This is a genomic window from Nodosilinea sp. LEGE 06152 (assembly GCF_015207525.1).
In the GTDB taxonomy this organism is placed as follows: Bacteria; Cyanobacteriota; Cyanobacteriia; order Phormidesmidales; family Phormidesmidaceae; genus Nodosilinea.
This window is the reverse complement of sequence record NZ_JADEWR010000001.1, coordinates 132,232-156,151: the sequence shown is the minus strand read 5'-3', so window position 1 is coordinate 156,151 and position 23,920 is coordinate 132,232. Positions and strand designations below refer to the sequence as shown.

At 58.6% G+C, this 23,920-nt stretch carries 28 protein-coding genes, 1 tRNA gene and 1 riboswitch; of the genes, 16 read left to right on the top strand and 13 right to left on the bottom strand.

Going from position 1 to position 23,920, the window contains the following annotated elements:
- The first annotated feature begins 8 nt into the window (after positions 1-8).
- Positions 9-443 (top strand): hypothetical protein, encoded by a 435-nt coding sequence (locus tag IQ265_RS00760; RefSeq protein ID WP_194050305.1) that lies wholly within the window; start codon positions 9-11, stop codon positions 441-443.
- 333 nt (positions 444-776) lie between these two features.
- Here the strand turns inward: IQ265_RS00760 and IQ265_RS00750 are convergent, their stop codons facing one another.
- The 6 genes from IQ265_RS00750 to IQ265_RS29780 form a co-directional block, all read right to left on the bottom strand.
- Positions 777-1,004, bottom strand: a complete 228-nt coding sequence (locus IQ265_RS00750; RefSeq protein ID WP_194050303.1) for a hypothetical protein — start codon at positions 1,002-1,004, stop codon at positions 777-779.
- Entirely contained in the window at positions 1,004-1,372 is a 369-nt protein-coding gene (locus tag IQ265_RS00745; protein ID WP_194050302.1) for a hypothetical protein, read from the bottom strand. Before IQ265_RS00745 ends, IQ265_RS00750 begins: the two co-directional genes overlap by 1 nt.
- 3 nt (positions 1,373-1,375) lie before the next feature.
- A complete protein-coding gene (locus tag IQ265_RS00740) occupies positions 1,376-1,576 on the bottom strand; it encodes a hypothetical protein (protein ID WP_194050301.1) in 201 nt (66 codons plus the stop codon).
- Positions 1,569-1,760 carry a hypothetical protein gene (locus IQ265_RS00735; protein ID WP_194050300.1) on the bottom strand — a complete coding sequence of 64 codons (192 nt, stop codon included), beginning with the start codon at positions 1,758-1,760 and terminating at the stop codon, positions 1,569-1,571. The genes IQ265_RS00740 and IQ265_RS00735 overlap by 8 nt, the downstream gene beginning before the upstream one ends.
- Positions 1,750-1,962, bottom strand: coding sequence for a hypothetical protein (locus IQ265_RS00730; RefSeq protein ID WP_194050299.1), 213 nt, complete (start codon positions 1,960-1,962; stop codon positions 1,750-1,752). Before IQ265_RS00730 ends, IQ265_RS00735 begins: the two co-directional genes overlap by 11 nt.
- A 74-nt stretch (positions 1,963-2,036) precedes the next feature.
- Entirely contained in the window at positions 2,037-2,240 is a 204-nt protein-coding gene (locus IQ265_RS29780) for a helix-turn-helix transcriptional regulator (RefSeq protein ID WP_228037485.1), read from the bottom strand.
- A 259-nt stretch (positions 2,241-2,499) separates the two neighbouring features.
- On the opposite strand from IQ265_RS29780, the gene IQ265_RS00720 reads away from it, so the two are divergent.
- From IQ265_RS00720 to IQ265_RS00705, 4 genes are all read left to right on the top strand, one after another.
- Positions 2,500-2,688: a hypothetical protein gene (locus IQ265_RS00720; protein WP_194050297.1), complete on the top strand. Its 189-nt coding sequence runs from the start codon at positions 2,500-2,502 to the stop codon at positions 2,686-2,688.
- Positions 2,689-2,781: 93 nt separating this feature from the next.
- Positions 2,782-5,223, top strand: a complete 2,442-nt coding sequence (locus IQ265_RS00715; RefSeq protein WP_194050296.1) for an AAA family ATPase — start codon at positions 2,782-2,784, stop codon at positions 5,221-5,223.
- Positions 5,216-5,482 (top strand): hypothetical protein, encoded by a 267-nt coding sequence (locus IQ265_RS00710; RefSeq protein ID WP_194050295.1) that lies wholly within the window; start codon positions 5,216-5,218, stop codon positions 5,480-5,482. Before IQ265_RS00715 ends, IQ265_RS00710 begins: the two co-directional genes overlap by 8 nt.
- Positions 5,472-5,690, top strand: a complete 219-nt coding sequence (locus IQ265_RS00705) for a hypothetical protein (RefSeq protein WP_194050294.1) — start codon at positions 5,472-5,474, stop codon at positions 5,688-5,690. The genes IQ265_RS00710 and IQ265_RS00705 overlap by 11 nt, the downstream gene beginning before the upstream one ends.
- On the opposite strand, the gene IQ265_RS00700 is transcribed toward IQ265_RS00705, so the two are convergent.
- On the bottom strand, positions 5,675-6,751 hold the full coding sequence (locus IQ265_RS00700) for an integrase (RefSeq protein ID WP_194050293.1): 1,077 nt from the start codon (positions 6,749-6,751) through the stop codon (positions 5,675-5,677). The genes IQ265_RS00705 and IQ265_RS00700 overlap by 16 nt on opposite strands.
- A 133-nt stretch (positions 6,752-6,884) precedes the next feature.
- Positions 6,885-6,955, bottom strand: a tRNA-Cys gene (locus IQ265_RS00695).
- Between the two features lie 234 nt (positions 6,956-7,189).
- On the opposite strand from IQ265_RS00695, the gene IQ265_RS00690 reads away from it, so the two are divergent.
- Positions 7,190-8,026, top strand: coding sequence for a peptidoglycan-binding protein (locus tag IQ265_RS00690; protein ID WP_194050292.1), 837 nt, complete (start codon positions 7,190-7,192; stop codon positions 8,024-8,026).
- 52 nt (positions 8,027-8,078) lie between these two features.
- On the opposite strand, the gene IQ265_RS00685 is transcribed toward IQ265_RS00690, so the two are convergent.
- Positions 8,079-8,888, bottom strand: a complete 810-nt coding sequence (locus tag IQ265_RS00685) for a creatininase family protein (RefSeq protein WP_194050291.1) — start codon at positions 8,886-8,888, stop codon at positions 8,079-8,081.
- A gap of 94 nt (positions 8,889-8,982) precedes the next feature.
- A riboswitch (Glutamine riboswitch) is annotated at positions 8,983-9,039 on the top strand.
- A gap of 40 nt (positions 9,040-9,079) precedes the next feature.
- Here IQ265_RS00685 and IQ265_RS00680 point away from each other — a divergent pair.
- From IQ265_RS00680 to IQ265_RS00665, 4 genes are all read left to right on the top strand, one after another.
- Positions 9,080-9,250: a DUF4278 domain-containing protein gene (locus IQ265_RS00680; protein ID WP_194050290.1), complete on the top strand. Its 171-nt coding sequence runs from the start codon at positions 9,080-9,082 to the stop codon at positions 9,248-9,250.
- A gap of 399 nt (positions 9,251-9,649) precedes the next feature.
- Positions 9,650-10,990 carry a PAS domain-containing sensor histidine kinase gene (locus IQ265_RS00675; protein WP_194050289.1) on the top strand — a complete coding sequence of 447 codons (1,341 nt, stop codon included), beginning with the start codon at positions 9,650-9,652 and terminating at the stop codon, positions 10,988-10,990.
- A 155-nt stretch (positions 10,991-11,145) separates the two neighbouring features.
- Complete coding sequence (locus IQ265_RS00670; RefSeq protein WP_194050288.1) at positions 11,146-11,931, top strand: pseudouridine synthase; 786 nt, start codon at positions 11,146-11,148, stop codon at positions 11,929-11,931.
- Between the two features lie 17 nt (positions 11,932-11,948).
- Positions 11,949-12,734 (top strand): RodZ domain-containing protein, encoded by a 786-nt coding sequence (locus IQ265_RS00665; protein WP_194050287.1) that lies wholly within the window; start codon positions 11,949-11,951, stop codon positions 12,732-12,734.
- Positions 12,735-12,925: 191 nt separating this feature from the next.
- Here the strand turns inward: IQ265_RS00665 and IQ265_RS00660 are convergent, their stop codons facing one another.
- A complete protein-coding gene (locus IQ265_RS00660; RefSeq protein WP_347404900.1) occupies positions 12,926-13,753 on the bottom strand; it encodes a prohibitin family protein in 828 nt (275 codons plus the stop codon).
- A gap of 193 nt (positions 13,754-13,946) precedes the next feature.
- On the bottom strand, positions 13,947-14,996 hold the full coding sequence (gene purM / locus IQ265_RS00655; protein ID WP_194050285.1) for a phosphoribosylformylglycinamidine cyclo-ligase: 1,050 nt from the start codon (positions 14,994-14,996) through the stop codon (positions 13,947-13,949).
- A 627-nt stretch (positions 14,997-15,623) separates the two neighbouring features.
- On the opposite strand from purM, the gene IQ265_RS00650 reads away from it, so the two are divergent.
- The 3 genes from IQ265_RS00650 to IQ265_RS00640 all read left to right on the top strand — a co-directional run bounded on the left by IQ265_RS00650 (position 15,624) and on the right by IQ265_RS00640 (position 19,426).
- Positions 15,624-16,667, top strand: a complete 1,044-nt coding sequence (locus IQ265_RS00650) for a septal ring lytic transglycosylase RlpA family protein (protein WP_194050284.1) — start codon at positions 15,624-15,626, stop codon at positions 16,665-16,667.
- A gap of 255 nt (positions 16,668-16,922) precedes the next feature.
- Positions 16,923-18,527, top strand: a complete 1,605-nt coding sequence (locus tag IQ265_RS00645) for a bifunctional pantoate--beta-alanine ligase/(d)CMP kinase (protein ID WP_194050283.1) — start codon at positions 16,923-16,925, stop codon at positions 18,525-18,527.
- Between the two features lie 32 nt (positions 18,528-18,559).
- Positions 18,560-19,426 (top strand): shikimate dehydrogenase, encoded by an 867-nt coding sequence (locus IQ265_RS00640; protein WP_194050282.1) that lies wholly within the window; start codon positions 18,560-18,562, stop codon positions 19,424-19,426.
- A 22-nt stretch (positions 19,427-19,448) separates the two neighbouring features.
- On the opposite strand, the gene IQ265_RS00635 is transcribed toward IQ265_RS00640, so the two are convergent.
- Positions 19,449-20,828 carry a serine hydrolase gene (locus IQ265_RS00635; RefSeq protein WP_194050281.1) on the bottom strand — a complete coding sequence of 460 codons (1,380 nt, stop codon included), beginning with the start codon at positions 20,826-20,828 and terminating at the stop codon, positions 19,449-19,451.
- A 115-nt stretch (positions 20,829-20,943) separates the two neighbouring features.
- Positions 20,944-21,327 carry a hypothetical protein gene (locus IQ265_RS00630; RefSeq protein ID WP_194050280.1) on the bottom strand — a complete coding sequence of 128 codons (384 nt, stop codon included), beginning with the start codon at positions 21,325-21,327 and terminating at the stop codon, positions 20,944-20,946.
- Positions 21,328-21,439: 112 nt separating this feature from the next.
- On the opposite strand from IQ265_RS00630, the gene recR reads away from it, so the two are divergent.
- The 3 genes from recR to IQ265_RS00615 all read left to right on the top strand — a co-directional run bounded on the left by recR (position 21,440) and on the right by IQ265_RS00615 (position 23,882).
- Positions 21,440-22,033 (top strand): recombination mediator RecR, encoded by a 594-nt coding sequence (gene recR / locus IQ265_RS00625; RefSeq protein WP_194050617.1) that lies wholly within the window; start codon positions 21,440-21,442, stop codon positions 22,031-22,033.
- 537 nt (positions 22,034-22,570) lie between these two features.
- Entirely contained in the window at positions 22,571-23,215 is a 645-nt protein-coding gene (locus IQ265_RS00620; protein WP_194050279.1) for a histidine phosphatase family protein, read from the top strand.
- 13 nt (positions 23,216-23,228) lie between these two features.
- On the top strand, positions 23,229-23,882 hold the full coding sequence (locus tag IQ265_RS00615; protein ID WP_194050278.1) for a histidine phosphatase family protein: 654 nt from the start codon (positions 23,229-23,231) through the stop codon (positions 23,880-23,882).
- Positions 23,883-23,920 lie beyond the last annotated feature (38 nt).

The window sequence follows — 23,920 nt, the reverse complement described above, 5'->3', positions numbered from 1 at the left end:
TTGATGAGATGAAAAAGAGGATTTGCTTGACTGGTTTGTTGGCGGCGGTCGCGGTGACTGGATGTAGTTCATCCTCGTCAACGACGGCGGAAGCTTTTCCCGAGATGGAGCCCATACCCGATCTGCCTGCTAAAATCGCCCGTGCAGATGGTGCAGCACCAGAAGATGTGCCCACTTATGAAGCTACATTTGCCGACCTCGAAAAGATTTGCACTGAGAGTCGGGAACAAGTCGCTTTAATGGCATTTACGCTAGTTGAGAAGTGGAAAGAGTTGGACTACGAAACTACTCAATTAGACGCCTTGGCCAGCATCGGTTCAATGGCTGAGAGCATGGGGGAAGGGAGAGAAATAAACTGCTTTGACGCTTACTTGGTCTACCGCCGTGGCCAGAAAGAAGAAGTTGCAGAAATGAAGTCTGACCAAGAGTTCAAGTCCTGGTAGTCAACTCTGCATAATGCGCACTAAAAAACCCCCGGCTGAGAGACCGGAGGCTACATGGTGTTGGCTAAGGAGCCGAGTCATCGTTTAAGCAGTTGCCGTCTGGGACTTTACCCAGCGTAGATACCCTTTTTCTTGAAGGTGATCAAGTCGGGAGTAGTAAGGCCGGGGGTCTTTGAGTCCGAGACGAGCAAGTATGTCTGCCGTCTTTGCCCGTTGACCAGGTCGCACCAGCTCCCTGGCTACGCGGTAGGTTTCGGCCTGTGCCGTTGTGCATTGACTGAAATCAGGGGCGTCCCCCTTTAGAAACTCGATGATGATCATCATTCCACCTAGCTAGAGTGGCCACCAGCCCGAGGGCCGGTTCTGGTTATAGTAGTCTTCGTTCTCCTCCTCTGTCGAGCAGTGAACGTCGTCGCGGGCTTCGACCTTGTGATCGACTTCTGAGTCGCCAAAGTCATCCCAGACAGACCGAGGGTCAACGCCTTCCCTGCAATGGTTATTGAGGTAATCGCGCTCCTCATCGTCGGCAGTGTCATCCGTTCCCCAAAAAGGCCAAGGCATTACCTTCTCTCCTCGTAGTGGTAGCCAACGGCCATAGGGCCGTCGTTGCGAATGACCAGCCAGCGATCGCCGTACTGGTAGTAGTCATAGGAGCCGCTAAAGTGCATGGGGAAGCCCAGCAGAGTGGTCATGGCCTCATGGTCTTGGGGCCAGGCCAGCGACTCGACGGTGAGGGCTTGCTCGTCGTTAACGGTGCCGTCGATGCCGTAGGGGTGAGCGCCGGGGGCAAACTCACCGGGCAATGAGCCACGTTCTGGCGCATAGACGGGTTCCATGCAGGCGTTGAGCAGGGCGGAGAGGATGAGCAGCCCTGCGAGTAGGTTGGGGGTTGAGAGGCCGTTGACCTCTGCGAGTAGATCGCGCGGCATAGCTCAATCCTTGACTACGGTAGGGAACCCATCGTCGTCAGCGGTCCAGCGGTGGCTGCCCTGGTCGCTCTCAATGGTGCAGGTGCCTTCATCGTCGTCAACGTCTACAACACGAGCGTTGTCGTAACCAGCATCTTCGGCGGCATGCTCGAAGGTGCGGCGATCGTAGTCGGTGAAGGGGGGGAGTTCGTTAGGATTAGTCATTTTCGGAAATCTCAATAAAGGACAGTTCTTTAACCAGGGCCTGGGCCTGATCGACCGCCCAACCGGCGATCGCGGTGCTGTTCCAGTCGGGATGGGCCTGAATGAGCGCGGCCATAGCCTGCACGGCGGCTTTGTGCAGTAGGCGCTCGTTGTAGCTGCGCAGCCTGGGTTCTTCAGGCGGCATCGCCTTCACCCTCCCAGGCCAGATCGAACTGGTAGCCGCGCATCAGCTTGCGCAGGCTGCGAATGTGGTTCTCGGCCAGGGCACGATCGCCACACGCGCCGACGGGCACCCACTGCTGTCCCCTGAGCATGTAAATCTGCCAGGGCTTGCATGGGCGCACGGATTCGGCCCCCGGTGCGGGGGCGGCTGCATTGGTTAGCATTAAGTTGTTCCTGCTTCTAGATGAACAGTGGACAGGCGCGGGGGTATTGCTTTGGACGGCGACCCCCGCGTTTGCTATGTCGTTTTGTGAATCTCCTCAAAATCAGAGGCTAAATCTTCTGGCCCGCATTGCATCAGTCGGCATAAATCCACAACCTGACGGAGAGTCAAGCGAGGTTCGTGCGTACCAGATTCCCAGAGCTGAATCGCTCTGGTAGATAGGCCAATTGATTTTGCCACCTCAGCCTGAGTGAGTTCGAGGGCCTTGCGTCTTTTCATAAACGGGTGACCTTTAGACATTTTACGAAGTCCACTACGGCGAAGTGGACTTCGTGTAGAATACTGTAGCGAAGTCCACTTCGTATTTGCAATAGCCAGGTGAGGGGGCGCGGCCAAGCATTCCCCTTACTTGGTTGCCCAATTATCCCCACAACACGTGACAGACCTGTGATTCAGCGAATTTCAGACAAATCTTGAGCACAAAAAAACGGCGATCGCTCTGAGGGGCGATCGCCGTTGTCGTTACCTAGGAGTTTGTATGCCAGAAACCCTCGAAGACTTCATTCGCCGTTGGGGCCAAGACTTCTCAATCAGAGTCGTCAACGAATCCCCACTTGAAGTTGTGGTCAGCCCAGACATGCCTGGGGATGGCCAGACAGCCAATTTCCGCATTGATGGCAACACCGTCCAGTGTGTTGCCATCACCCTGGCACCAGGAGAAGCCTAAAAAACGGCGATCGCCCCCCACAGAGCGACCGCCGTTTGTCGTTTAGGGGCCTAGGCCCCTTTTTTAATGCCGAATGCTACCCGAGTGAACAGTATGCCATTCCAAATCACAGATTTTGTAGAGTTCGACACTAGCGGTAGAGCAGTCTGCCCCAGCTGCGCGCTAGATGGCAAAACCACCAAAAAGAACCTATCGGTGCTGGCCACCGGCGCGTACAAATGCCATCGCGGTTGCAACCCCGAGCAGATACGCGGGGCGATCGGGGCCGAGAAGCCCAGCTCACCACCGCCGCAGACCCAACCATCAGCACCAGCGGCCAAAGTGCTGGTGTCACCGGCAAAGGTGAAGCAGGCCAGCGAAAGCTTACTCAACCAGAGCACCCACGCCCTACGGTGGCTAGCAGATCGCGGCATTACCCCAGAGATGATCGCTCACTACCGCCTGGGGGTGGCCCGCTGCAAAGTGGGCGACAGCAGCAAGCCCAGCAAGTCTTGCCACCTCCACGCCGTGAGCATCCCCATTCCTAATGCCGACGGCACCGCCTACTTTCAGAAAAAGCGGGTGGCCCCCTGGCTCGACGAGGGCGATCGCCCCGATGGTTACCAAGCCTGGAGCCAGTACGGCATTCCTCAGATGGTCTACACCACCCACCAGCCCGAGCAACCCAGCGAGACCTGGTTGTGTGAAGGCGAATGGGATGCGATCGCACTTGGGTGGGCTGTACGTCATTCCTCACTCAAAAATGACATACAGGTATCGTGCTTCACCTGTGGCGCTGGCAACGTGCCCCCAGAGCCTGAGCTAGAACGGCTCGCCGGCGACGTGGTGGTGTTCTATGACCACGACGCCCCCGGGGAGAAGGGAGCGGCCAAGGTAGCCGCCCGACTCAAAGACCGCTGCCGGGTGGCTACCGTCCCCGCCACCGGCGAGGACATTCCTGAAGGCTGGGACATCAGCGATGCCTTATCCGCTGGCCTTTTCGACCAGGTCATCACGGCGGCCACCAACGCCACCCCCTGGCAGGCTCCTCCTGGCAACAACCCGCTGCGCTCCAGACTCATTACCAACGATGAGTTGCTGAAGCGAGCCCCCGACTACACCGACTGGCTGGTAGACGACCTGCTGACCGCCGACGAGCTATTCCTGCTGGCCGCCAGCCCCAGGGCCGGTAAGTCGCTACTAGCGATGACACTGGCCAAGGCCGTCGCCACCGGCGGCAGGTTCCTGGGCCGTCCTGTGTCGAAGGGGGCCGTGCTCTACATTCGCTGTGAAGACTCCGAGACCAAAACGAAGGAGCGAGAGATAAAGCAGGGGTGGGAAGCCGGTCTGCCGGTCTACTGGCTCGACAAATTCAAACTCTCAGAGCTGGCCCACCTGGAGGAGCTGGTCGAGGAGCTGGGCGTGCGCCTGGTGGTACTGGACACCTTGAGCCGCATCCGAGACAGTGCGATCAGCGAGTCCTCAGCCGAGATGAGCCAGCTGCTGGAGCCGCTGCAGGAGATGTGCAAGCGCCAGCGCTGCGCCGGGCTGCTGGTGCACCACACAGGCAAGGTCAACCTACAGAACGCTGGCGATGTAGATGTGTTCGACACCATCCGAGGCAGCAGCGCCATCAGGGCCACCTGCCGGGGCACCCTCATTCTCGCCGCCGACGAGCGCAATTACCGCCTGGCCGTAGAGAACGGCTGGGGCAAGCTCGACCTTCAGATCATCCTCGACGCCAACACGCTGGAGTGGCGACTGCTGGGCAATTGGATGGGGCCAAACGTAGACCTCAACCAAAAAGACCGCGTGCTGGCCTTCATGAACCAGGTCGCCAGCGCCAGCATCGACCAGATAGCCGAGGCAACTAACCTACCCAAAAAGTCGCTCTATGAGGTGCTGAAGCGCCTTCAGTGCGAAGACCTGATCGAAAAGCGTGGTGAGCAGCGAGCCGCCGTCTACGTGCGCAGCACGGCCACCCAAATCGAGCTGTTAGAGAAGACGGTCGCCCTCGATGTCGACCCCGAAGACCCAGTTCAACAGCCCCCAGAAGGAGGTGCTCAAATTGGCACACTAAGTGCCCAAATCGTCACACAGGCCCCAGTTCAACAAGTTCAACATGTTGAACTCGTGTTGAACAGCCAAAACCCAGACGGCGTAAGGGCTAAGGTAGAAGTTCAACAACTTCCTATAAGCGCCAATTCTCCAGAAAAAGTGATCAATTTAGAGAAAAGTGATCAAAAAAATGATCACTTTTCTGAAGAGGGGGTACCCCCCACACCCGTAGATTTGTTGAACTCAGAGCCGAAACCCTTACAGGACAAGGGTTTGCAAGTTCAACAGAAGTTCAACACGAGTTCAACACGAGTTCAACGACCTGAGCCAACATGGGTCTACTGCACTGAACTCGAAACCGCTGTAAGGCTTGATAAGAGAGGGATTCACGCCTCTACGGTCTACGTCCCTGGCCTCGGATCACAGCAGTTCAACAACGAATTCTTGCAACCACTAGAAACCCCCTCTGTTGAACTGGGAGGTGAAGCCGATGAATAGCCGCGAGAAGTTTATTGAGGCGCTGCGATCGAGGGTTCCTATCACCCCACGGCTCGAAGGCCCCAGCGAATACCAGCGCAACAAACAGTTGGTCAACATCGCCCGCCTGGCCGCCCATGGCTCCATGCATCACCTGCACATCCTCTGCCGCATGAGCGAGGCCAACAAGCGCACCGCCTGGGCCTTCTCCACTGCTGACGCTAAGGAGCGACTAAAACACATGTTCAATGCTCCAGGGGTGAACAAGCATGGCAAATAAACCCTCTCCCTGGCTCAGCACCGCCGCCGCCTGTCAGCGCCTGGACGTGAGCCGGTGGGTGCTGGCCACTGCCCGTGATAGTCGCCAGCTCCGCAAGGGCTACCACTGGAAAGTGAAGAACCCCCACGCTGCTCGGTTAACCTACCTGTGGCACGTCGATCGCTTAGAAAAGTGGCAAAGCCAGGTAAAGACTCAGCCCGGCGCTTGAGGCCGATCGCCCCGCTGCAAACCCGCCTGATAGATAGCCCAGTAGGTTCCCTCATCAATCCACCGGCGATACACCTTGCAGTGTGTCTCTGGGCTGTGGCCCATCAGCTTGGCCCCAAACTCTGGGCTGTAGCCAAACTCAAGGCAGCGCCGGGCAAAGCAGTGCCGTAAATCGTAGGCCTGGCAGAAACCCAGTCGGTTAAAGGCTCTAGCGGTCTTTGTACCCAGTTGGGCATTGCTGTACCCGGCGATGTCGGCCAGCGGTGGCATGGTCACCGCCGACAGATCCCAGGTGCTGGCCCACTCTGGGTAGAGAGGCCACACAAACCGCGCCCCCGTCTTCGTGTCGGCATGCACCCGCACCGTGGGAAAGTCGGCCAGGTCAGCCGTGTAGGCCTCATGCGGCCTCAACCCATAGGTGGCCAGCATTCCAAATAGCCACCGCCAACCAGGCTCGGCAATGGTGCCCCGCCAACCGGCGATCTGTTCGTCAGTGGGAAGCGAGCGTGGGTCAACCGCTGACGCGCCGTAGCTGCCCTTGAGCGTGGCAAACCCATCCACCGGCAACCCGGCAAACTCGGCTAGCTGCCGGTAGGCATTGCAGGACCGCAGGCGGCTGCGCGAATTTTCCTCGGTCTTCTTCTCGGCGGTTTGCTCCAGTAGAGCCAATGTCAACGGCGCATCCTGGGGCAGCTTATTAAACGGCTGCTGGTAATCGGTTTGCCAAGTGATAGGCGCACCTCGCCACCGGCGACGAAACCGCTCTATCCAATCGCCCACCGTTTCGGCTCGGCTGCCCCGGTACGGCTCCCAATCGAATTTGCCAGCCTCTAAAACCACCCCTATAGCCTTGGCCTGTTCCTCGGCCAGGGAGAGGCCCCTAGGGTTAGCTGGTAACCCCAATGCGATCCGTTGCTGGTATGGAGCCTCTTTCGTGCTGCCTGGGGCAGGCGGGAACGTGCCACGGGCATAAAGCTTCTGGTTGAGCGCCTGCAACCGCACGGGAATTTTAGCTGCCTTCAATCGACCGTTAGCCCGGTTCAACCGCTCCTCAAATTCCATGCCTAAAATTTGCCTAAAAATAGAGGCTCGATTGGCTACAACTAGCTACAACTAGCAACAATACATAAACCGTAACAGAGCTGTGATGCCCTGTCTACGGTGCTTCTAGCCCAAAAATGGGCGCAGTAAACTAAGGCGACACCCGGATTCGAACCGGGGGTGGAGGTTTTGCAGACCTCTGCCTTACCACTTGGCTATGTCGCCGCCTTGTCAGTTTTTGAGTATAGCAAACTCAGGGGTGCAATCAAATTGCAATGTTGGCAGGTTTAGGCCGCAAGAGTTTTAGCCCCATTATTGCTCCCGCCCAAGCGTAAGCCACTAGGGGCAGCGCTAGTCAACGTCGCCCCTAAATGCGTCACACGTGCAGCGCTGAAACGTCTTAATAGCAAGTCATAGCAAGTCGTTGTCTAGCTCGCCCCCTAAACTGGAGTGTCGATTATGGTATGGAACGTTTTTGAGGCGCTTTTCTCCTCTCCCAAGTCAATCCCGGCGGCGATCGCCTGGGAGAACGATCTCAGCATTCGCCCCGTTTTGCACAGCAAGCGCACCCCCGCGCTGCTGCAACAAGCCACCTACGACCTGCAGTCAAAGCTAGTGGCCAAAGGGTTTTTGACCCGTGACCAAATCAGCGGGCAGTTTGACCAGCCCACCCAGCTTGCAGTCGAGGCATTTCAGCGCAGCAACGGGCTCAAGGTTGACGGCGTAGTCGGTCCGCTCACCTGGGCCGCCCTCTGCTACCCCACCCTGGCGCTCAAAACGGCCGATGAGCAAGACTACAGTGCCGATGTTCTGCGGTTACAAAAAATTCTGGTCAAAGAGGGCTTTCAGGCTGAGATCACCGGAGAGTTTGATCGAGCGACAGACAAAGCCCTGCGCCGGTTTCAGCGCTACTACGGTCTGCGGGCCGATGGCGTATGCGGCCCCGTCACCTGGACGATGATGCTAGGCCAGCGCCTGGTGCCCCAGCCCAACCTGTGGCCCTGGAGTCGCCTCAGCTACCAGGGCGAGCGGATTGCTGAGCAGCTGCTGATCATTGGGGCAATCTGGACGGGCATTGTGTGGAATCCGTTGGGTATTGAGCAAGAAGAACTGTCGCTGCTGGCAGCCCTGGTGCTGGCCTACGGGCTCACCATGGTTGGCCCCCTGACGATTGAGAAAATTTTGCCCAACAGCCTTGGCTACGACCATCATCCCCTCTTGCGCTACGCCCCCTACGTCATGGTCGGGCTGCTCTGGAGCCCAATTCTCAACGCCGTGACGGCGGCTCTTTCCTAAGTCCTGTGGCGAGTGAGCCGCGATCGGAGAGGGTAACCCCAACTCCAGCGGCTCACTCGCTCGCTGGGCTGGGCTGGCGAAAGCGGTAGATATCCTCGATCGCGATCGCCCAGCTGGTGGCCAAAGAGGCCAATAAGCGATTGCCCTTTTCCACCGTAGCCAGAGTTGGGTCTCCCAAAACACCGCTGGCGCTGAGGTCGCGGGTCACCCAGGCAAAGGGCAAAGCCCCCTCCATCGTCAGCCAGCTATCGGTAGGCAAATTTTGGGGAAACTCGGCCTTAGCCTGCTCCATCCGCACCTGCTCGGGCAGGATAGACAGCATTAGGCTAGTTTCGGCATCCCCGGCGTGAATGCCCAACTCCATTTCCTTAGCGGTGAGCAAATCCCCGGCGCAGTTGGGCACCGCCCATACAAACAGTGGAAACACCATCAAGTCGGGGTGGGCCAGGTGCAGATCGCGGGCGGCAATCTCGAGCACCTGGGGCTGGCCGCCGTGGGCGTTGAGCAGCACCAGCTTGCGAAACCCGGCCCGGTAGACGCTTTCGGCAATATCGCTAATCACCCGCAGCAGGGTGTCCGCCGAGAGAGTGATGGTGCCCGAAAAGTGCCAGTGTTCATTCGATTTGCCGTAGTAGAGCGGCGGCAGGCTATAGGCCGGTATGGCCGCATCGAGCTGGGTCAGAGCCTGCCCCAAAACCGCTGTGCAGATGGCGCTATCGACCACCAGCGGCAGATGGGGGCCATGCTGTTCGATCGCCCCCATCGGCTGCACGATTACCACCTGCTCGCGATCGGGCATGGCGTCGATCTCAGTCCAGGTCAGGTAGGGGAAGTAGCGCTGGGGCGGAATGGCGTGATGCATAAGAAGGGATGAGGTAAATGGGGCAATGTCATGGTTCCTGGATGGAATGCCTTGACAGTCACGGGCTGAACGGTAACAATGAATACAGAAACAAATCGTTCATCTCTAGGTTTAGAGACGGAAGTAGAGCTTAGGCTCGAAGGAACGCGCCTCTGTTTATACACCTTCACTCATTTAAGGAGAGGCGAAAGATGTCCTTGAAATATCGCGGCGTTGATTACGAACCGGCTACCCCTCAGGTGGCTATCTCTGAAGAAGTTATTGGCCGCTATCGTGGTGCGGTTGCCACCCGCCACGTTGCTAAGCAAGCCAAGGCTGACCATCCCCAAGGCCTCAAGTACCGTGGGGCCGCGGTTCGCTAAGCTAAGTTTGCCCGGTTAGGCTAAGCGCTGGCTCCGGCGGTGGGTTTTGGCCCCTGCTGGAGCCAGCGCTTTTTAAAGGGCGGTGGAGATCCTGAAGCGTTGTAATCGCTGTAGCAGACGTTGGTTTATTTAAAGCGCCTCGCCGAGTAGCGCAGTGGGGTTGGGCTCTGGCCGTTAGCTTAGGCGTAGAAAGGCAACAGCGTGGGATAGCTATCTCAGCTGTTGGCGAGCAGGTGGAATATCAGTCTACAAGCCGTGGGTTGAGCAACAGCCCTACTCCTAAGGTTCCGAATTGATGGTCAACGCAGCATTTAGCTAAAGCACCTCCAAGGGGGGTGCTTTTTTGTGCGGTAGGCTTGGACAATATCACTACTGCGTCTATGTCATTCGGGAGAATCGTTGGGTATTTTTGCGTATCTATTGGGGCTAGCTACCGGGGTACTGCTGCTGATCTGGCAGCAGCAGCGACAGAGTCGCCGCGAGCAGCGACTGATGAGAACCCTAAAGACAACCGATTGGCCCACCGCCCTGGGTCAGGTTGAGCGAATGGTTCAAACTCAGCCCCAGCAGCAGCGGCAGCTGCGATCGCTAGGCACCAGCCGCGACACCCTAGAGCGCATTCTGCAAACGGCTCCCATTGGTTACCTCCAGGTCGATGAAGAAAATCAGTTAATTTGGTGCAATGAGCAGGCCAACCGGCTACTCAAAATGAATCAGCCGCTAACCGGGCCGGTGCAGCGGCGGCGACTGCTGCTAGAAGTGGCCCGCTCCTACGAACTCGATGCCCTAATCGAAGAAGCCCGCGAAAAGCAAACCTGCTGCCAGCAGGAGTGGATGCTCTACCAGATTTCTCCCGATCCGCTGTACCCCAAAGAAGAGCCGACCTATCCCCTGCGGGGCTACGCCCTTCCCCTCGACAACGGCGAAGTGGGCGTGTTTCTAGAGAATCGCCAGGAGGCGGCCCTGCTGGTGCAGCAGCGCGATCGCTGGACCTCAGACGTGGCCCATGAGCTCAAAACCCCCCTCACCTCGATTCGGCTCGTGGCCGAAACCCTTCAGCCCCGCGTCGACGACGGCCAGCGCCGCTGGCTCGATCGCCTGATCAACGAAACCATTCGCCTCAGCAATCTGGTCGAAGACCTGCTCAACCTCAGTCGGCTCCAGGGCGACCAATTTCAGGGATTGACCCTAGAGCCAGTCGATTTGCCCCAGCTAATTCAACGATCCTGGGTCAGCCTGGAACCCCTGGCCCAGGTCAAGGGGTTGTCCCTCACCTACGACGGCCCCACCCACTGTTTAGTCAATCTAGACGAGACCCTGTTTCATCGGGTGCTGCTCAACCTGATTGACAACGCCATCAAACACAGCCCCAACCGCGCCACTATCTTTGTGCACCTGACTGAGCCCGATCGCGGTGCTCAGGTTAGCGATCGCCAGTCTGGCTCCCTTACCCTTGAGGTAATGGACATGGGCTCAGGCTTTAGCGACAAAGATCTACCCCACATATTCGATCGCTTTTACCGAGCCGACCTGTCGCGCAGCCGCAGCGATCCGCTGGTTGATCTGCCCGCGGTTGACCCTGGGGTGGCCACTGAGGTAAGCCGAGGTACCGGCCTGGGCCTAGCGATCGTCAGCCAAATTGTAGAAGCTCACAACGGCATTATTACCGCCGCCAACCACCCCGATTTGGGCGGTGGCTGGCTACGACTGCAGCTGCCGGCCACCGCCCAGGTCCACTGACTTCAGGTCAAATAAAGACCGAAATTTAACAGGAATAACATCGAAATTTAGGCCTAGAGACTGAGAGTTTATACTCAGGCAACCTAAATTGCTGGCATACTTGTTAAGTTGGTTACGTAATCCTGCTGGGCACACCCTGCCCTATTTCCCACGCCATGGCAGAGCGGCTGCAGAAAATTTTGTCTCAGTATGGCCTAGCCTCCCGGCGGCAGGCCGAACAGATGATTGAATCTGGCCAGGTGCGGGTAAACGGGGAAGTCGCTCACCTCGGTCAGCGGGCCGATCCCACCTGCGATCGCATTGAGGTCAATCAGCAACCCCTCCAGGCCCAGGATCGGCCTACCCAGCACTACCTGCTGCTGCACAAACCTTTGGGTATGGTCTCTACCTGTGCCGACCCCCAGGGACGACCGACCGTGCTGTCTGTGCTACCGCCCGACCTTCACACCGTGGGTATTCATCCCGTGGGTCGACTCGATGCCTACAGTACCGGGGCGCTGCTGCTCACCAACGATGGTGACTTCACCTTCCGGCTCACCCATCCCCGCCACGACATTCCCAAAACCTATCGGGTATGTCTTGAGGGGCAGGTGCCGCCCGAGGCGCTTGAGGCCTGGCGCAAAGGCATCGATCTCGACAATCGGCCCACTCGCCCCGCCCGGGTAACGGTGATTGCCCAAGGCCGAAACCAAACCCAGATCGAGGTCGTACTGCAGGAGGGGCGCAACCGACAAATCCGTCGGGTGGCCCAGGCCCTGGGCTACCGGGTGCTAGACTTACACCGGACTGCGGTGGGCTCAGTCAGGTTGGGCAACCTAACTGAGGGGTCCTATAGGGCTTTATCATCTGCCGAAATTGAGGCATTATTAGCAGAGTCATCGGTTCAATCAGCCCCCTTTGCTAAGCTGCCTCCTCCATCAGTAAGCCATTCGCCGTCTTGAGCTAGATTTTTCCCTGTATGAAGACAAAAGAGTTGGTTGACCCTAATGCCGTCTATCGAGAGCAGCTTGTAGAACTGGGTACCCTACTGCGGGCCGCTCGCCAGCAGCAGGGGCTAACCCTAGAATCTCTGGCTGAAACAACCCTGATTCGGCCCACCCTCATTGCGGCCATTGAGCAGGGTGACTTAGATGGTTTGCCAGAGCCCGTCTACATTCGCGGCCTGATCCGTCGCTATGGCGATGCCCTGCAGCTCGACGGTGAAACCTTAGCCAGCCAGTTCTTCACCCCGCCCCGCATTCAGCGCCGCTCCTGGAAAGAGACTCCAGCGGCCCAGCTGCGGCCCCTTCACCTCTACGGGGCCTACTTTATGCTGCTGGTAGCGGCGATTAGCGGGCTCTCCTACCTGCTGCGGCAAACCGCTCCAGAGGTAACAGTGCTGCCGCCCCTAAATCCTCTCGACGGCACGCAAACCGGAGCCGAAGTCAGACCCAGTGCTGGCGATGTTCCTGCCGATCAGGCTCCTCAGCCCACCGACCCCCAATCTCCGATTCAGGTCAAAATGACCCTAACGGCTCAGTCTTGGTTGCGCATCACCTCCGATGGTCAAACCGAGTTTGAGGGCATTCTGCAGCCGGGGGATAGCCGCATGTGGACCGCAGATCAGGCGCTCACTATTCGGGCTGGCAATGCCGGTGCCGTCATGGTCAGCTACAACGATCGCCAGGCCGAAGCCCTTGGTCAGCCGGGTATGGTACGAGAGATCACCTATTCGCCTGCAGAAGCGGTTAGTTTAGCCTGGTAGTTGGCCACTCAGCCTAGTGCTTTTTAGGGCTTTTGAACGATCGCCACAGATCACCCTTTTGCCCGAATAGCTTAAACATTGAAGGTAAGCGGATTAGAGCGTGTTCAACCCGCCTACCTTTGACGTTTCAACCACCGAGCTACCTGTAGCTTTGGCAGACGGATGCTGGCAGATCGATGGTCCGGTGCCTGCTAGCCGGGTTGGGCGATCGCTACCTCATCCTCTGCGGCCTGCTGCATATCCAGAATAAAGGGTACGTTGCTGCCTGAGCCGACCACCAGCACTCGGGGGACCTGGGCACCACCGTCTTTCCACGCCTCGATCGCCTCTTTTTGCAGCACCAGAGATCCACCCTTGGCCTTTAGGGTTTCGGCAATCAGCCGCTGGGCTTCGGCCCGACCCTTGGCTCGGTTAATTTCAGCCTGGGCTTCCTGCTCGGCTTCCTGGGCAATGTAAACAGCCCGGCGAGCGCGCTGCTCGGCAATTTGCTTATCTTCTACGGCCTTGGCAAAATCAGTCGAGAAGGTGAGATCGACCACGCTCGTATCCAGCACTAGGATGCCGTACTTAGCCAAGCGCGTGGTCAGGGCATCGTCAAAGTCTTGCTTTAGCTCCGCCCGCTGGGTAATCGCCTCTTCTACCGTGCGGCGGGCAGCAGCAATCTTGAAAGACTCCTGGGTTTGAGGGGCCACAATTTTAGAGACTAGGTTTTCCAACGTGCCCTGAGTACGGCGAATGTTGACAACCTCGGTGGGGTCAAGGCGAAAGTTGATGGCAAAACGACCCGATAGGTCCTGCAGGTCTTTGGTTGAGCTCTGGGCGGGTACCTCAAACTTCTGCACGGTGACGTCATAGACATCGACCGTAGAGACCAGGGGCGGCTTCAGGTGAATGCCCTCTAGCAGGGCGCCGTCCTGAGACTTACCCAGAACGCTGAGCACGCCAGCCTGACCAGGGTTAATAATGACAAAGCTGCTGGTTAGCAGGGCCAAACCAACGATGGCGAGAAAACTCAGCACCACTGGCGGCCAGTTTAAAGTCGAAGATTTCAACGGCAGTTCCTAATCCTAATCACGCTTCCTTTCTACGGTATCGGCTATTCAGCCGAGCGGCGAGGTTCTTCAGCAAGGCTTCGGATTAAAAGCTGTGGATTAAAGGCTTCGGCTCAGCTGACGCGACGTAGTCGAGGTACCTGCTAAGCCCCAGGCTGGGCTAGTCGGGTAGGCCCGTTACCTGGCCCGAACCGGCAACCACTTCGCCAATAGAATAGGCCGCCACCTGGTGCTGAGCTAGCCAGGCCAGGGTTGAATCGACATGGTTAGCGGGGACGACCAGAGCAAACCCAATCCCCATGTTGAAGGTGTTGTAGAGCGCGTTTTCGGGCACATCGCCCGCCTGTGCCAGCCAGCTAAACACGGGTGGCACAGGCCAGCTGCCAACTTCAAGCTGAATGCTCTGGCCTGGCCCCAGGCAGCGAGGTAAGTTTTCGGGTAGGCCGCCGCCGGTAATGTGGGCCATACCGTGAATGGCCAACCCCTCTCGTCGGGCCTTTAGCACGGGCTCTACGTAAATGCGGGTGGGAGTGAGCAAAACTTCGGCCAGGCTCAGGTCGCCGAGGGTGGGAACGACCTCGTCCCAGCGGTAGCCGGTACCACCGCTGGGGTGCTGGCCCTCGGCGACGACTTTACGCACCAGGCTAAAGCCATTGCTGTGCACGCCGCTGCTGGCTAAGCCAATGACGCGATCGCCCACCTCTATCTGGCTACCATCCAAAATTTGGGACTTTTCAACTATGCCTACGCAAAATCCTGCTAGGTCATATTCGCCAGGGCCATAGAAACCTGGCATTTCAGCGGTTTCACCGCCCAGCAGGGCGCATCCGGCCTGGCGGCATCCCGCCGCAATGCCCTCGACCACCTCCGCCAGGGCAGCGGGTTCTAGCTTGCCCGTGGCTAAATAGTCGAGAAAAAACAGCGGCTCAGCCCCGCTGGTGAGAATGTCGTTGACGCACATCGCCACCAGGTCAATGCCGACGGTGCTGTGGCGCTGAGTCATCTGGGCAATTTTGAGCTTGGTGCCAACCCCGTCGGTGCCCGATACCAGCACCGGTTCGCGGTAGCCAGCAGGGAGTTCGCAGAGACCGCTAAACCCCCCTAAACTCCCCAGCACCTCAGGTCGACGGGTGCTGTCTACCAGGCTGCGGATGCGCTGCACAAAGCCGCGCCCTGCCTCTACGTCTACACCGGCATCCCGATAGTCCATGGGGTTTCAAATGTCCTTGCGTGTGGGCCAGTCTCTTACCTTAAAAACGGGGGTGAGCTTCGTCAATGGGCCAGGTCACTAGTAGCGGCGATCGCCTGGTTTAACGCATCTATTTTTTCAAGAGTTGGATCCTAACAGCGATATAATCAGGAGTCTTTTCGAGCCGTTAGGGCGCTGAGTGGCGTGCCGTCGAGCTGCGATCGCCGACAAGATTTGTATCAGAAAACACAATCCCTGTTCCGCAAACTTCACCCTTTGCTGACAAAACTCTGCCTAAATGATGAGCAGACTGATTATTTTTACATAACTCAGTTGACTGTACTCATAAATAATTCGAAATTTAACGGAGACTCTCGTAGAACAAGCAAGCCCAGTCGTAGCAGTCAATTCAGCCATTCATGTAGGGCGGGATACTTTTTTATTTTGCGGTGGAGGCATAACTTGCCTGTATCTCCCCGGATTCGCAAGCCTGGCTGAACGTGCTAAGTTACGTTTCGTCAAAAAAACCGAAGGCCAATTTGCAACGAGCACGGACTTTAAGGTGATTCCTGTGTCGCCTGTTCTAGGTCATGTTTACTAGGCCCAGAATTTATTCCCTGCTCTTTCTGTTGAATTCTTTTGGTGTACATGAAACATTCCGTATTAGGCGGACTGACGGTTGCCGTCGCGATGTCCGTCTTTGGAGCACCTCTGCCCAGCCACGCCCAGGACAGCAGCAATAGCGGTCTTTCTCTGGATCCCGAAGCAGAGCTTCATGCCGAAGCTCTGTCGCTTACCAACCACCCTGATGCAGGTCAACCTGCCGACTCTGACTCTAACCCTTCAACTTTTGAGCCTACTGAGCCTGCCGAACCTGAATCAGCCTTACTTATTCAGCCCTCTGACACCTCTGGCGAACCGAACAAAGCCCTAGATACAGCTACAGTCCTTCCCCACGCCCTCGATGCTCGCCAGGCCGCCACGGTCTACATTCGCTCAATACCGGTAATTACCCTGGTGGGGGGTGAGCTCGAAACCCTAAGTGCCAGCCAGGGCACGGTTGCTGCTCCCCCTAATGCTCAGGAGCCCGTGCAGCGGGCCAATGACATCGTTGCTCGCCTGCAAACGCTGGCTGCCGATGGCGATGCCACTGCGATCGAAGCTCGTTGGGAAGACGAACCAGAAGCGTTTGTAGTGGCCTGGGGCGATGAAACCCTGCTTACTATCGACGACAAAGCCATTCTGCCTGACACCACCGCTAACCCCGGCGAAGACGCGCTTCAAATGGCTAACCGGCTGCGACGGTTGCTGGGCGATGCTCCTCCGCTGGCTCGGGTTGAAGGTTTGCCAGAGCCAGCAGCGGCAGCAAACCAGGTGGGCGTAGTCGCCTCTAGCCTGACCGGCATGGCCTCCTGGTATGGCCCTGGCTTCCACGGTCGCCGGAGCGCTAGCGGTGAGGTGTTTAACCAAAACGCGTTGACGGCGGCCCACCGTACCCTGCCCTTTGGCACCCAGGTCCGCGTTACAAACCTGTCTACAGGGCAGTCGGTGGTGGTGCGAATTAACGATCGCGGCCCCTTTGGCCATGGTCGAGTGATTGATCTGTCGGCGGCAGCAGCGGCCCAAATTGGCCTTAGAGCCAGTGGTGTTGGTCGGGTGCAGGTCGACGTTCTCGCGGCCCAGGCCCAGTAGCCCCTGATAGACGCCTTTGCCAACGCTCTGCTAAGGCCCAGCTCAACCCTCTCCATCGCCCAGACTGGAGAGGGTTTTTGGTGGGGTACTCTAGCTGTAGGGCCAGGACCGCAGTGGGGTAGGGATAGGGTCATGGAAAAGCGGAGGGCGGGGCGATATGCTCCTGACTTTAAATCTGGTACGGTAATACCTTTGAAAAGGGGTGGCCAGAAGTTTAGCTGTCACATACGCTCATGCGGCAAAGGGTAGAACACTGTGCGGGTACTCAAGGCGGTTGAAGGCTTAACACGTTACTTAGTACAGGCACGTCAGAGCCACGGCAGCGTGCGCGCCAGTGGCAGGGGGCTGAGGTCAACTGACCGCATGGAGGTAGGGCTAGTGCCCACGATGGGCAATCTGCACCGGGGCCACCTCAGCCTGATCGAGCGAGCCCGGCGAGAAAATGCTTTAGTGGTGGTCAGCATTTTTGTCAATCCGCTGCAGTTTGGCCCCCAGGAAGACCTGGCCCGCTACCCCCATACCCCCGACCAGGACCTACACCTGTGTGAGCAGGCCGGGGTGGATGCCGTTTTTATGCCTACTCCTGCGGCGTTCTACGGCACGGCTGACCCACAGGCAAGTGACCTGACCCAGGTTGTGCCGCCCAAGGGCATGGTGGCCGTGCTCTGCGGTCCCCATCGGCCGGGACACTTTGAGGGGGTAGCTACAGTGGTGACCAAGCTGCTGAGTCTGGTGGCCCCCGATCGCGCCTACTTTGGCTACAAAGACGCCCAACAGTTGGCCATTCTCAAACGCCTGGCCCGTGATTTGAACCTGCCGGGCCAGATTGTGGGCTGCCCCACGGTGCGCGAGGTCAGCGGTTTGGCGCTCAGCTCGCGCAATGTTTACCTAAGTGCCGCCGAACGTCAGCAGGCCGCGGCCCTCTACCGGAGCCTGATGGCGGCCCACAGCCGATTTAAGGCAGGCGATCGCCACCACACGGCCCTGGTTGCTGCCGTGCACCAGGAGCTAGCCCAAGAGCCCAGCCTGCAGCCGCAGTATGTAGATCTGGTGCACCCTGAAACGCTAGAACCGCTGGAGCAGGTAGAGACCCTGGGTATGGTTGCGGTAGCGGCCTACCTGGGCACCACCCGGCTAATCGACAACCTGCTGCTGCGCGATCGCCAGCCCATTGTGGCCATTGATGGCCCAGCGGGGGCAGGCAAGTCGACGGTGGCGCGGCGGGTGGCCCAGCGGCTCAACCTGCTCTACCTCGATAGCGGCGCTATGTACCGGGCGGTCACCTGGCTGGCCCTGGAGCGAGGGGTCGATCTACACGACGAGGTGGCGATCGCAGAGTTGGTCAGCGACTGCGACATTCACCTGGCAGCCTCGGGCGACGACCCCGCCTTTGCCGCGTTCCCCAGCCGCATCTGGATCAATGGGCAGGAGGTGACTCAGCTGATTCGCGGCCCGGCGGTTACCGAGCAGGTCTCGCTGGTATCGGCCCAGCCCACCGTGCGCCAAACCCTTCTGCGCCAGCAGCAGCAGTATGGCGTCACCGGGGGGGTGGTGATGGAAGGCCGTGATATCGGTACCCAGGTGTTTCCCCAGGCAGAGCTCAAAATCTTTCTGACGGCCTCTGTAGCAGAGCGGGCTCGCCGCCGCCAGCGCGACCTGGCGGCCCAGCAGCAGCCAGCGGTACCGCTCGACGAGCTAGAGCTGGCGATCGACGAGCGCGATCGCAAAGACAGCAGCCGATTGGTATCACCCCTGCGGCAGGCCGATGACGCGATCGCCCTGATCACCGATGGCCTCTCGATTGATGATGTCGTCGAGAAGATCGTGCAGTTATTTAATGAGAAAGTGATTAGCAAGTGATGTTCGTAACTTGCTAATCACTATTTTTTTCTATGCCTATCACTGGATCCACTCAACTCCTCGGCGTTATCGGCGACCCGATCGCCCATTCGCTGTCGCCTGTTATGCACAATGCGGCGCTGGCAGAGCTAGGGGCCGACTATGTGTATGTGGCGTTTCCGGTGGCGGTAGACGTGCTTGAGACGGCGATCGCGGGGTTTACGGCCACCGGGGTGCAGGGGTTTAGCGTCACCATTCCCCACAAGCAGGCGATCGTGCCGCTGCTGGCGGAGTTAACGACTGAGGCTCAGATGATAGGAGCGGTCAACACCGTGTGGCGCACCGAGCGGGGTTGGGCGGGCACCAATACCGATGTGGCTGGGTTTGTGGCTCCGCTCAAACGGCAGGACTGGTCTGGCAAGACGGCGCTGGTGTTGGGCAACGGCGGGGCAGCCCGAGCGGTGGTGGCAGGCTGCGGGCAGCTTGGCTTTGCCGTTGTCCAGGTTGTGGGCCGCAGTATTCAAAAACTGGCTGACTTTAAGAAAAGCTGGGTTGACTCACCCCTGCAAGCCTCCCTTACCACCCACAGCTGGGCTGATCTGCCCACCCTGCTGCCCACCGCTGATCTGATCGTTAACACGACTCCCATCGGCATGCACACCACCGCCGACCAGACTCCGTTAGCCGCCGATCAGCTTGATCTGGCTCTAGATACCGCTGTGGTCTATGACCTCATCTATACCCCACGCCCCACGCGGCTGCTAGCCCTGGCCGCCCAACGGGGCTTAGACACCGTTGACGGGTTAGAAATGCTGGTGCAGCAGGGGGCTGTAGCCTTAGAAATTTGGCTACAGCGGCCTGTACCCGTGGCGACTATGCGCCAGGCGCTGGTGGAATGGCTGGAGAAAAAGGCGGTCTGACCAACGGCAGCCGCGATCGTGGCTAGGGCAAAAAGGTCTGGGGACGGGTGGCGAGTCTCCTGGGGGGAGGCAGAACCAACGCCTCGGTGGGGGAGACCGCTAGCTCAAAGCCGTTGTGGGTGAGCAGGTGTTGAATGACCTCGGTCACGATCGATCGCACGACCGCTTCGTTAGCACTGCGATCGAGGGTAACGGTAATGATGTAGCGCTGGCCGCCAACGCTGATCGCTGTGGTAGTGCCCAGCACCTTAGAATTTCGGCCCGTTTTCTCACCCAGCCAGGTGACCGGAGGGCGCACAGCAGCATAGCCCAGGTTGCGATCGCGCTGCTCAGCCAAGGCGGCCTGAATCAGCTCGGCGTGGGGAACCTCATGGTTATAGATGGCCACCATCATGTCGGTGAGTTCGTCGGTGGTCAGTCGGTTGGGGTCGGTGCCCACGTTGGCCGGATAGGTGGACTCGCCAACCAGCTTGGTGCTGATGCGGGTGGCCCGATACCCTCGACTGTACAGTCTCTGGTTAACGCCTTCCCAACCCAGGTAGTCGATCAGCTGGTTGGTGGCAATGTTGCTGCTGGCGCTCACCATATCCGTCATGATTTGCGCCAGAGGATACTCGGTTCTCACCCAGGTGGTACCAATGTCCTCGGTCCAGTTGCTTGGGTCTACCCAGACTGGCGCGGCGGGGTCGATGCCTGCTTGATGGAGGTGGGTCATCAGCGCGATCGCCACCGGCACTTTGATCAAGCTGGCGGGGTTAGCGGGGGGCTGGTTACCCCGCCAGCGACGACATTCGCGGGCCAGATTGCACACCGTTAGCCGCACCCGCGAGGCCATCCCGGTTTGCTCCACAATTGGTACCAAAAACTCGGAGCGGGCGGTGTCGTAGTAGTAGGCGGCGATCGCCCGCTGCTGCTCGTACTGCTGCCGCCGGGTAACGGCCTGGGTGGCCCCTAGCGTCTCAGGCGCAATCTGGCTCAGGGCGACGATGGCCGTATTCCAGTGGGTGTAGGCTGCTGCCACCGACTCTGGGGGTAATGTCGCCGGATTGCCCAGGGCGATCGCCGCCGCCGCCGCCTTTTCGGCCCGGTGCCACAGCCGACGAGCAGCGTCTTCCTGCTGCAGACGACGGTCGATGGCCCACAGCTGGTCTAAGGTTGCCGCCGGGGCCACACCTACCCCTGAGCGAGTGGCCACCATCACGGTAGCCGTCTGATGCAGCTCGCCGCCCAGGCGATCGCGCAGATGGTAGAGGTCTGTCAGGGTTTCGACTTGAGGCACGGCAGCGGTGGGGTTGTGCCCCCGCTCTGGAGCAGCCACCGGAAACTTAGGCAACACCACATTGGCCGCCAAAACACCAACTACCACCATCGGCTTAAGCGCCTGCAACCAGCAAGCCTGCATACTCCTCCCGCTGGGTAGAACGACCGCTGCCCCAGGGCAACCCAGTGTTAAGAAATGTAATCGCTGGGCTTCAGAAAAAATGCCAGCCAGGGCACAAAACCGCAGCTTTTGCGCCTTAACGGGCTGTTGTCGCCAATTTTCGCTCAAAGGTTTGCTCTAGCAACGTTTGCCAGCTCGCGTTTAACTCATCCTCGCTGCGGTGGGCTTCCCAGGGGCCAGCATCGAAGCCCGCGATGCTCCACTGCCCGGTTATATGATTGCCATCCTCTGAGACGGTGCCGGTGTAATCAATCGTGGTCTGGTTCGAGGTAATGTATCGCTTCACAAACCGCACCTGGCGACCCGAAACCGTGCCGCTAATCTGGGCCTCGCCCAGGTAGCCATCGTCTAGAATGCTGCCGCTCAGCGTGTTACCCCCCTGCACCAGGGTAGCCTCAAAGCGGGTAGGAGTATCCCGCTGCCAGTAGGTGCCCAGCCACATGCCGCTTAAATCTGCCATAGGCCTACCTTACACGCCCAACCTTACACGTACAATTTGTACAATTTAGAGAGATACTGCGCAGTATCTCTTCAAGTAAACCAATTCTGAGCGGTGCAAGGAGCCTGGCCCCATCTATACTCGTCCCCTGGCGCGATTAATCGAAGAATTTCAGCGACTGCCGGGCGTGGGTCCCAAGTCGGCTCAGCGGCTGGCGCTGCACATTCTCAAGCGCCCCCAAAGCGAAGTCCAAGCCCTGGCCCAGGCGCTGCTTGAAGCCAAAGCCCAGGTCGGGCAGTGCTCGGTGTGTTTTCATCTCTCAGCCGACACCGTGTGCGACATTTGCCGGGCAACCAACCGCGACCCCAACACCCTCTGCGTGGTGGCTGACTCGCGCGATGTGATTGCCATTGAAAAAACCCGCGAGTATCGCGGCCGCTACCACGTGCTGGGCGGCCTGATTTCGCCCATGGATGGCATTGGCCCAGAACAGCTCAACATTGGCCCTCTGGTACACCGGGTGAACAAGGAGAGCACCCAGGAAGTGATTATGGCCATTAGCCCCAGCATTGAGGGCGATACCACTACCCTTTACGTGGGCCAGTTGCTCAAGCCCTTTACGCGGGTCACCCGCATTGCCTTTGGCCTACCCATGGGGGGCGATTTGGAGTATGCGGATGAAGTCACCCTGGCCCGAGCGTTGGAGGGGCGGCGGGATTTGGAGTAGGCGAGTGGGTGGGTAGACAGGTAGGCGGGTGGATGGGTGGWWGRSKSGATNSGYGGMTKSGTKGMKSKGYSSMWGKNTGGATGGGTGGATGGGTGGATGGGTGGRTGGRTGGAGTTAGACTTCAGCAATCTTCTATTGAGAGCCGATCGCTGATGTAGGGGCAAATGGGGTTTGCCTAGCGATCTTGAAATCGCTTCATAAACTCAGTTCCTAAGGTTGGAGCGCTTGCTTTTTGGCTAAACGGTTTGAATACTCGAACCATTTAACTTGCGGGCTTAGAACGCGGTTTTGGGCTTTGCGCCGATCTTCAATATTTAGGTGTGCCAGGTTTGCTTGGGCTGTGGGTTTGTCTTGGGTGAGACAAAATTTAGCTGGGATCTTTGGCTAGGTCATATACAATTTTGAACCTGTTTTGGGTTGCCTGGCGCGTAGGTTAGATTAGGGATGAATGGCCCTCGCTAAGGGCTGCTGCTGAGAAGGCAATGGTTGTAGACCAGGGCTGAGCAGGCGTCACACTGTGGTTACCGTCAGGCACCGATGGGAGTTTTTCTCTATTTTTTGCGCCATGGCCAGACGGCCTACAGCCTCACGGGTGGCTACTGCGGCATGCCCGAAAATGACCCTGGGCTGACCCCGGAGGGGGTGCTGATGGCTAAGGAGTTTGCCGCGACCTACGCCCACTTGCCCTGGACAGCCGCCTATATCAGCCCTCTGCGGCGGGCTGTGGAAACGGCTCGTCCTCTGTGTGAGTTGGTGGGCTTGGAGATGCAGCTGCGCGATGGGTTGCGCGAGGTAATGTACGGTCGTTGGGAGGGCATGCACCCCACAGCGGTCGATCGCGAGCACCACGACGAGTACGTGGCCTGGCTCACCGACCCGGCCTGGTACGCTCCGGTGGGGGGCGAGCGGGCCGTAGATATTGCGCGCAGGTCGGCTCAGGTGCTCGACGAGATTGAGCGCACTCACACCAGTGGTCATATTTTGATGGTGTCTCACAAGGCCACAATTCGCATTATGCTGTGCACGCTGTTGGGCATTGATGTGGGCCGCTACCGCGATCGCATGGATATGCCTGTAGCCGCCGTCAGCGTTGTCGAGCTGGGCCAGCGGGGACCCCTATTTCACACCATTGCCGATCGCTCGCACCTGAGCGACGAGCTGCGATCGCTCCCCTGCACCTGAGGAACCGTGCCCTATGCCCCTGAGGCTTTACCTGCTCCGCAACGCCGAAACCGAGTACTGCCGCACGGGCCGCTACTGCAGCCAGGATGGGGTGCCGCTGTCGGCGCAGGGCCAACAGATGGCTGACTATTTCGCTAAGGCCTACCACCATCTAGACTGGAAGGCGATTTTCTGTAGCCCCCTCAGCCATGCCGCTGCCACCGTACAGCCCCTGTGCCAGATTACGGGTATGGCCGTGCAGCGCCGAGCTAACCTGCGCGAGCTGTCCTTTGGTCGGTGGGAGGGTATGGCCCCCGCTACGGTCAATACCACCTTTCACGACGACTACATTCGCTGGCTGGCCGACCCGGCCTGGAATACGCCTACCGATGGCGAAAAGGGCATTCAGGTAGCCCGCCGCAGCTCCGACGTGCTGGCCGAAATCGAAGAAACTTACCCCGATGGCAATGTGCTGGTGGTTTCCCACAAAGCCACCCTGCGAATCATGCTGTGTACTCTGCTGGGCATTGATGTGGGGCGCTACCGCGATCGCCTGGCCATGCCCGTCACCTCCGTCTCCCTGGTTGAACTGATGGACTACGGCCCCTTTGTGCGCCAGCTCAACGACCGTTCACACCTACCTCTACACCTGCGTCGCCCCTGGGCCGGCAATGGCTCAGATAGCTAATTTCACCCAATTTCAGCCTCTACCCAATGAAATATCCC

What these genes read in the sequence shown, in the direction of transcription:
- purM (WP_194050285.1), bottom strand. Translation starts at nt 14,996, where the DNA reads ATGGACTATCGGGATGCCGGTGTAGACGTAGAGGCAGGGCGCGGCTTT.
- IQ265_RS00715 (WP_194050296.1), top strand. Translation starts at nt 2,782, where the DNA reads ATGCCATTCCAAATCACAGATTTTGTAGAGTTCGACACTAGCGGTAGA.
- IQ265_RS00760 (WP_194050305.1), top strand. Translation starts at nt 9, where the DNA reads ATGAAAAAGAGGATTTGCTTGACTGGTTTGTTGGCGGCGGTCGCGGTG.
- IQ265_RS00735 (WP_194050300.1), bottom strand. Translation starts at nt 1,760, where the DNA reads ATGCCGCCTGAAGAACCCAGGCTGCGCAGCTACAACGAGCGCCTACTG.
- IQ265_RS29780 (WP_228037485.1), bottom strand. Translation starts at nt 2,240, where the DNA reads ATGAAAAGACGCAAGGCCCTCGAACTCACTCAGGCTGAGGTGGCAAAA.
- IQ265_RS00635 (WP_194050281.1), bottom strand. Translation starts at nt 20,828, where the DNA reads ATGCAGGCTTGCTGGTTGCAGGCGCTTAAGCCGATGGTGGTAGTTGGT.
- IQ265_RS00670 (WP_194050288.1), top strand. Translation starts at nt 11,146, where the DNA reads ATGGCAGAGCGGCTGCAGAAAATTTTGTCTCAGTATGGCCTAGCCTCC.
- IQ265_RS00690 (WP_194050292.1), top strand. Translation starts at nt 7,190, where the DNA reads ATGGTATGGAACGTTTTTGAGGCGCTTTTCTCCTCTCCCAAGTCAATC.
- IQ265_RS00705 (WP_194050294.1), top strand. Translation starts at nt 5,472, where the DNA reads ATGGCAAATAAACCCTCTCCCTGGCTCAGCACCGCCGCCGCCTGTCAG.
- IQ265_RS00640 (WP_194050282.1), top strand. Translation starts at nt 18,560, where the DNA reads ATGCCTATCACTGGATCCACTCAACTCCTCGGCGTTATCGGCGACCCG.
- IQ265_RS00740 (WP_194050301.1), bottom strand. Translation starts at nt 1,576, where the DNA reads ATGACTAATCCTAACGAACTCCCCCCCTTCACCGACTACGATCGCCGC.
- IQ265_RS00730 (WP_194050299.1), bottom strand. Translation starts at nt 1,962, where the DNA reads ATGCTAACCAATGCAGCCGCCCCCGCACCGGGGGCCGAATCCGTGCGC.
- IQ265_RS00720 (WP_194050297.1), top strand. Translation starts at nt 2,500, where the DNA reads ATGCCAGAAACCCTCGAAGACTTCATTCGCCGTTGGGGCCAAGACTTC.
- IQ265_RS00630 (WP_194050280.1), bottom strand. Translation starts at nt 21,327, where the DNA reads ATGGCAGATTTAAGCGGCATGTGGCTGGGCACCTACTGGCAGCGGGAT.
- IQ265_RS00745 (WP_194050302.1), bottom strand. Translation starts at nt 1,372, where the DNA reads ATGCCGCGCGATCTACTCGCAGAGGTCAACGGCCTCTCAACCCCCAAC.
- IQ265_RS00615 (WP_194050278.1), top strand. Translation starts at nt 23,229, where the DNA reads ATGCCCCTGAGGCTTTACCTGCTCCGCAACGCCGAAACCGAGTACTGC.
- IQ265_RS00710 (WP_194050295.1), top strand. Translation starts at nt 5,216, where the DNA reads ATGAATAGCCGCGAGAAGTTTATTGAGGCGCTGCGATCGAGGGTTCCT.
- IQ265_RS00750 (WP_194050303.1), bottom strand. Translation starts at nt 1,004, where the DNA reads ATGCCTTGGCCTTTTTGGGGAACGGATGACACTGCCGACGATGAGGAG.
- IQ265_RS00700 (WP_194050293.1), bottom strand. Translation starts at nt 6,751, where the DNA reads ATGGAATTTGAGGAGCGGTTGAACCGGGCTAACGGTCGATTGAAGGCA.
- IQ265_RS00650 (WP_194050284.1), top strand. Translation starts at nt 15,624, where the DNA reads ATGAAACATTCCGTATTAGGCGGACTGACGGTTGCCGTCGCGATGTCC.
- IQ265_RS00680 (WP_194050290.1), top strand. Translation starts at nt 9,080, where the DNA reads ATGTCCTTGAAATATCGCGGCGTTGATTACGAACCGGCTACCCCTCAG.
- IQ265_RS00620 (WP_194050279.1), top strand. Translation starts at nt 22,571, where the DNA reads ATGGGAGTTTTTCTCTATTTTTTGCGCCATGGCCAGACGGCCTACAGC.
- IQ265_RS00685 (WP_194050291.1), bottom strand. Translation starts at nt 8,888, where the DNA reads ATGCATCACGCCATTCCGCCCCAGCGCTACTTCCCCTACCTGACCTGG.
- IQ265_RS00665 (WP_194050287.1), top strand. Translation starts at nt 11,949, where the DNA reads ATGAAGACAAAAGAGTTGGTTGACCCTAATGCCGTCTATCGAGAGCAG.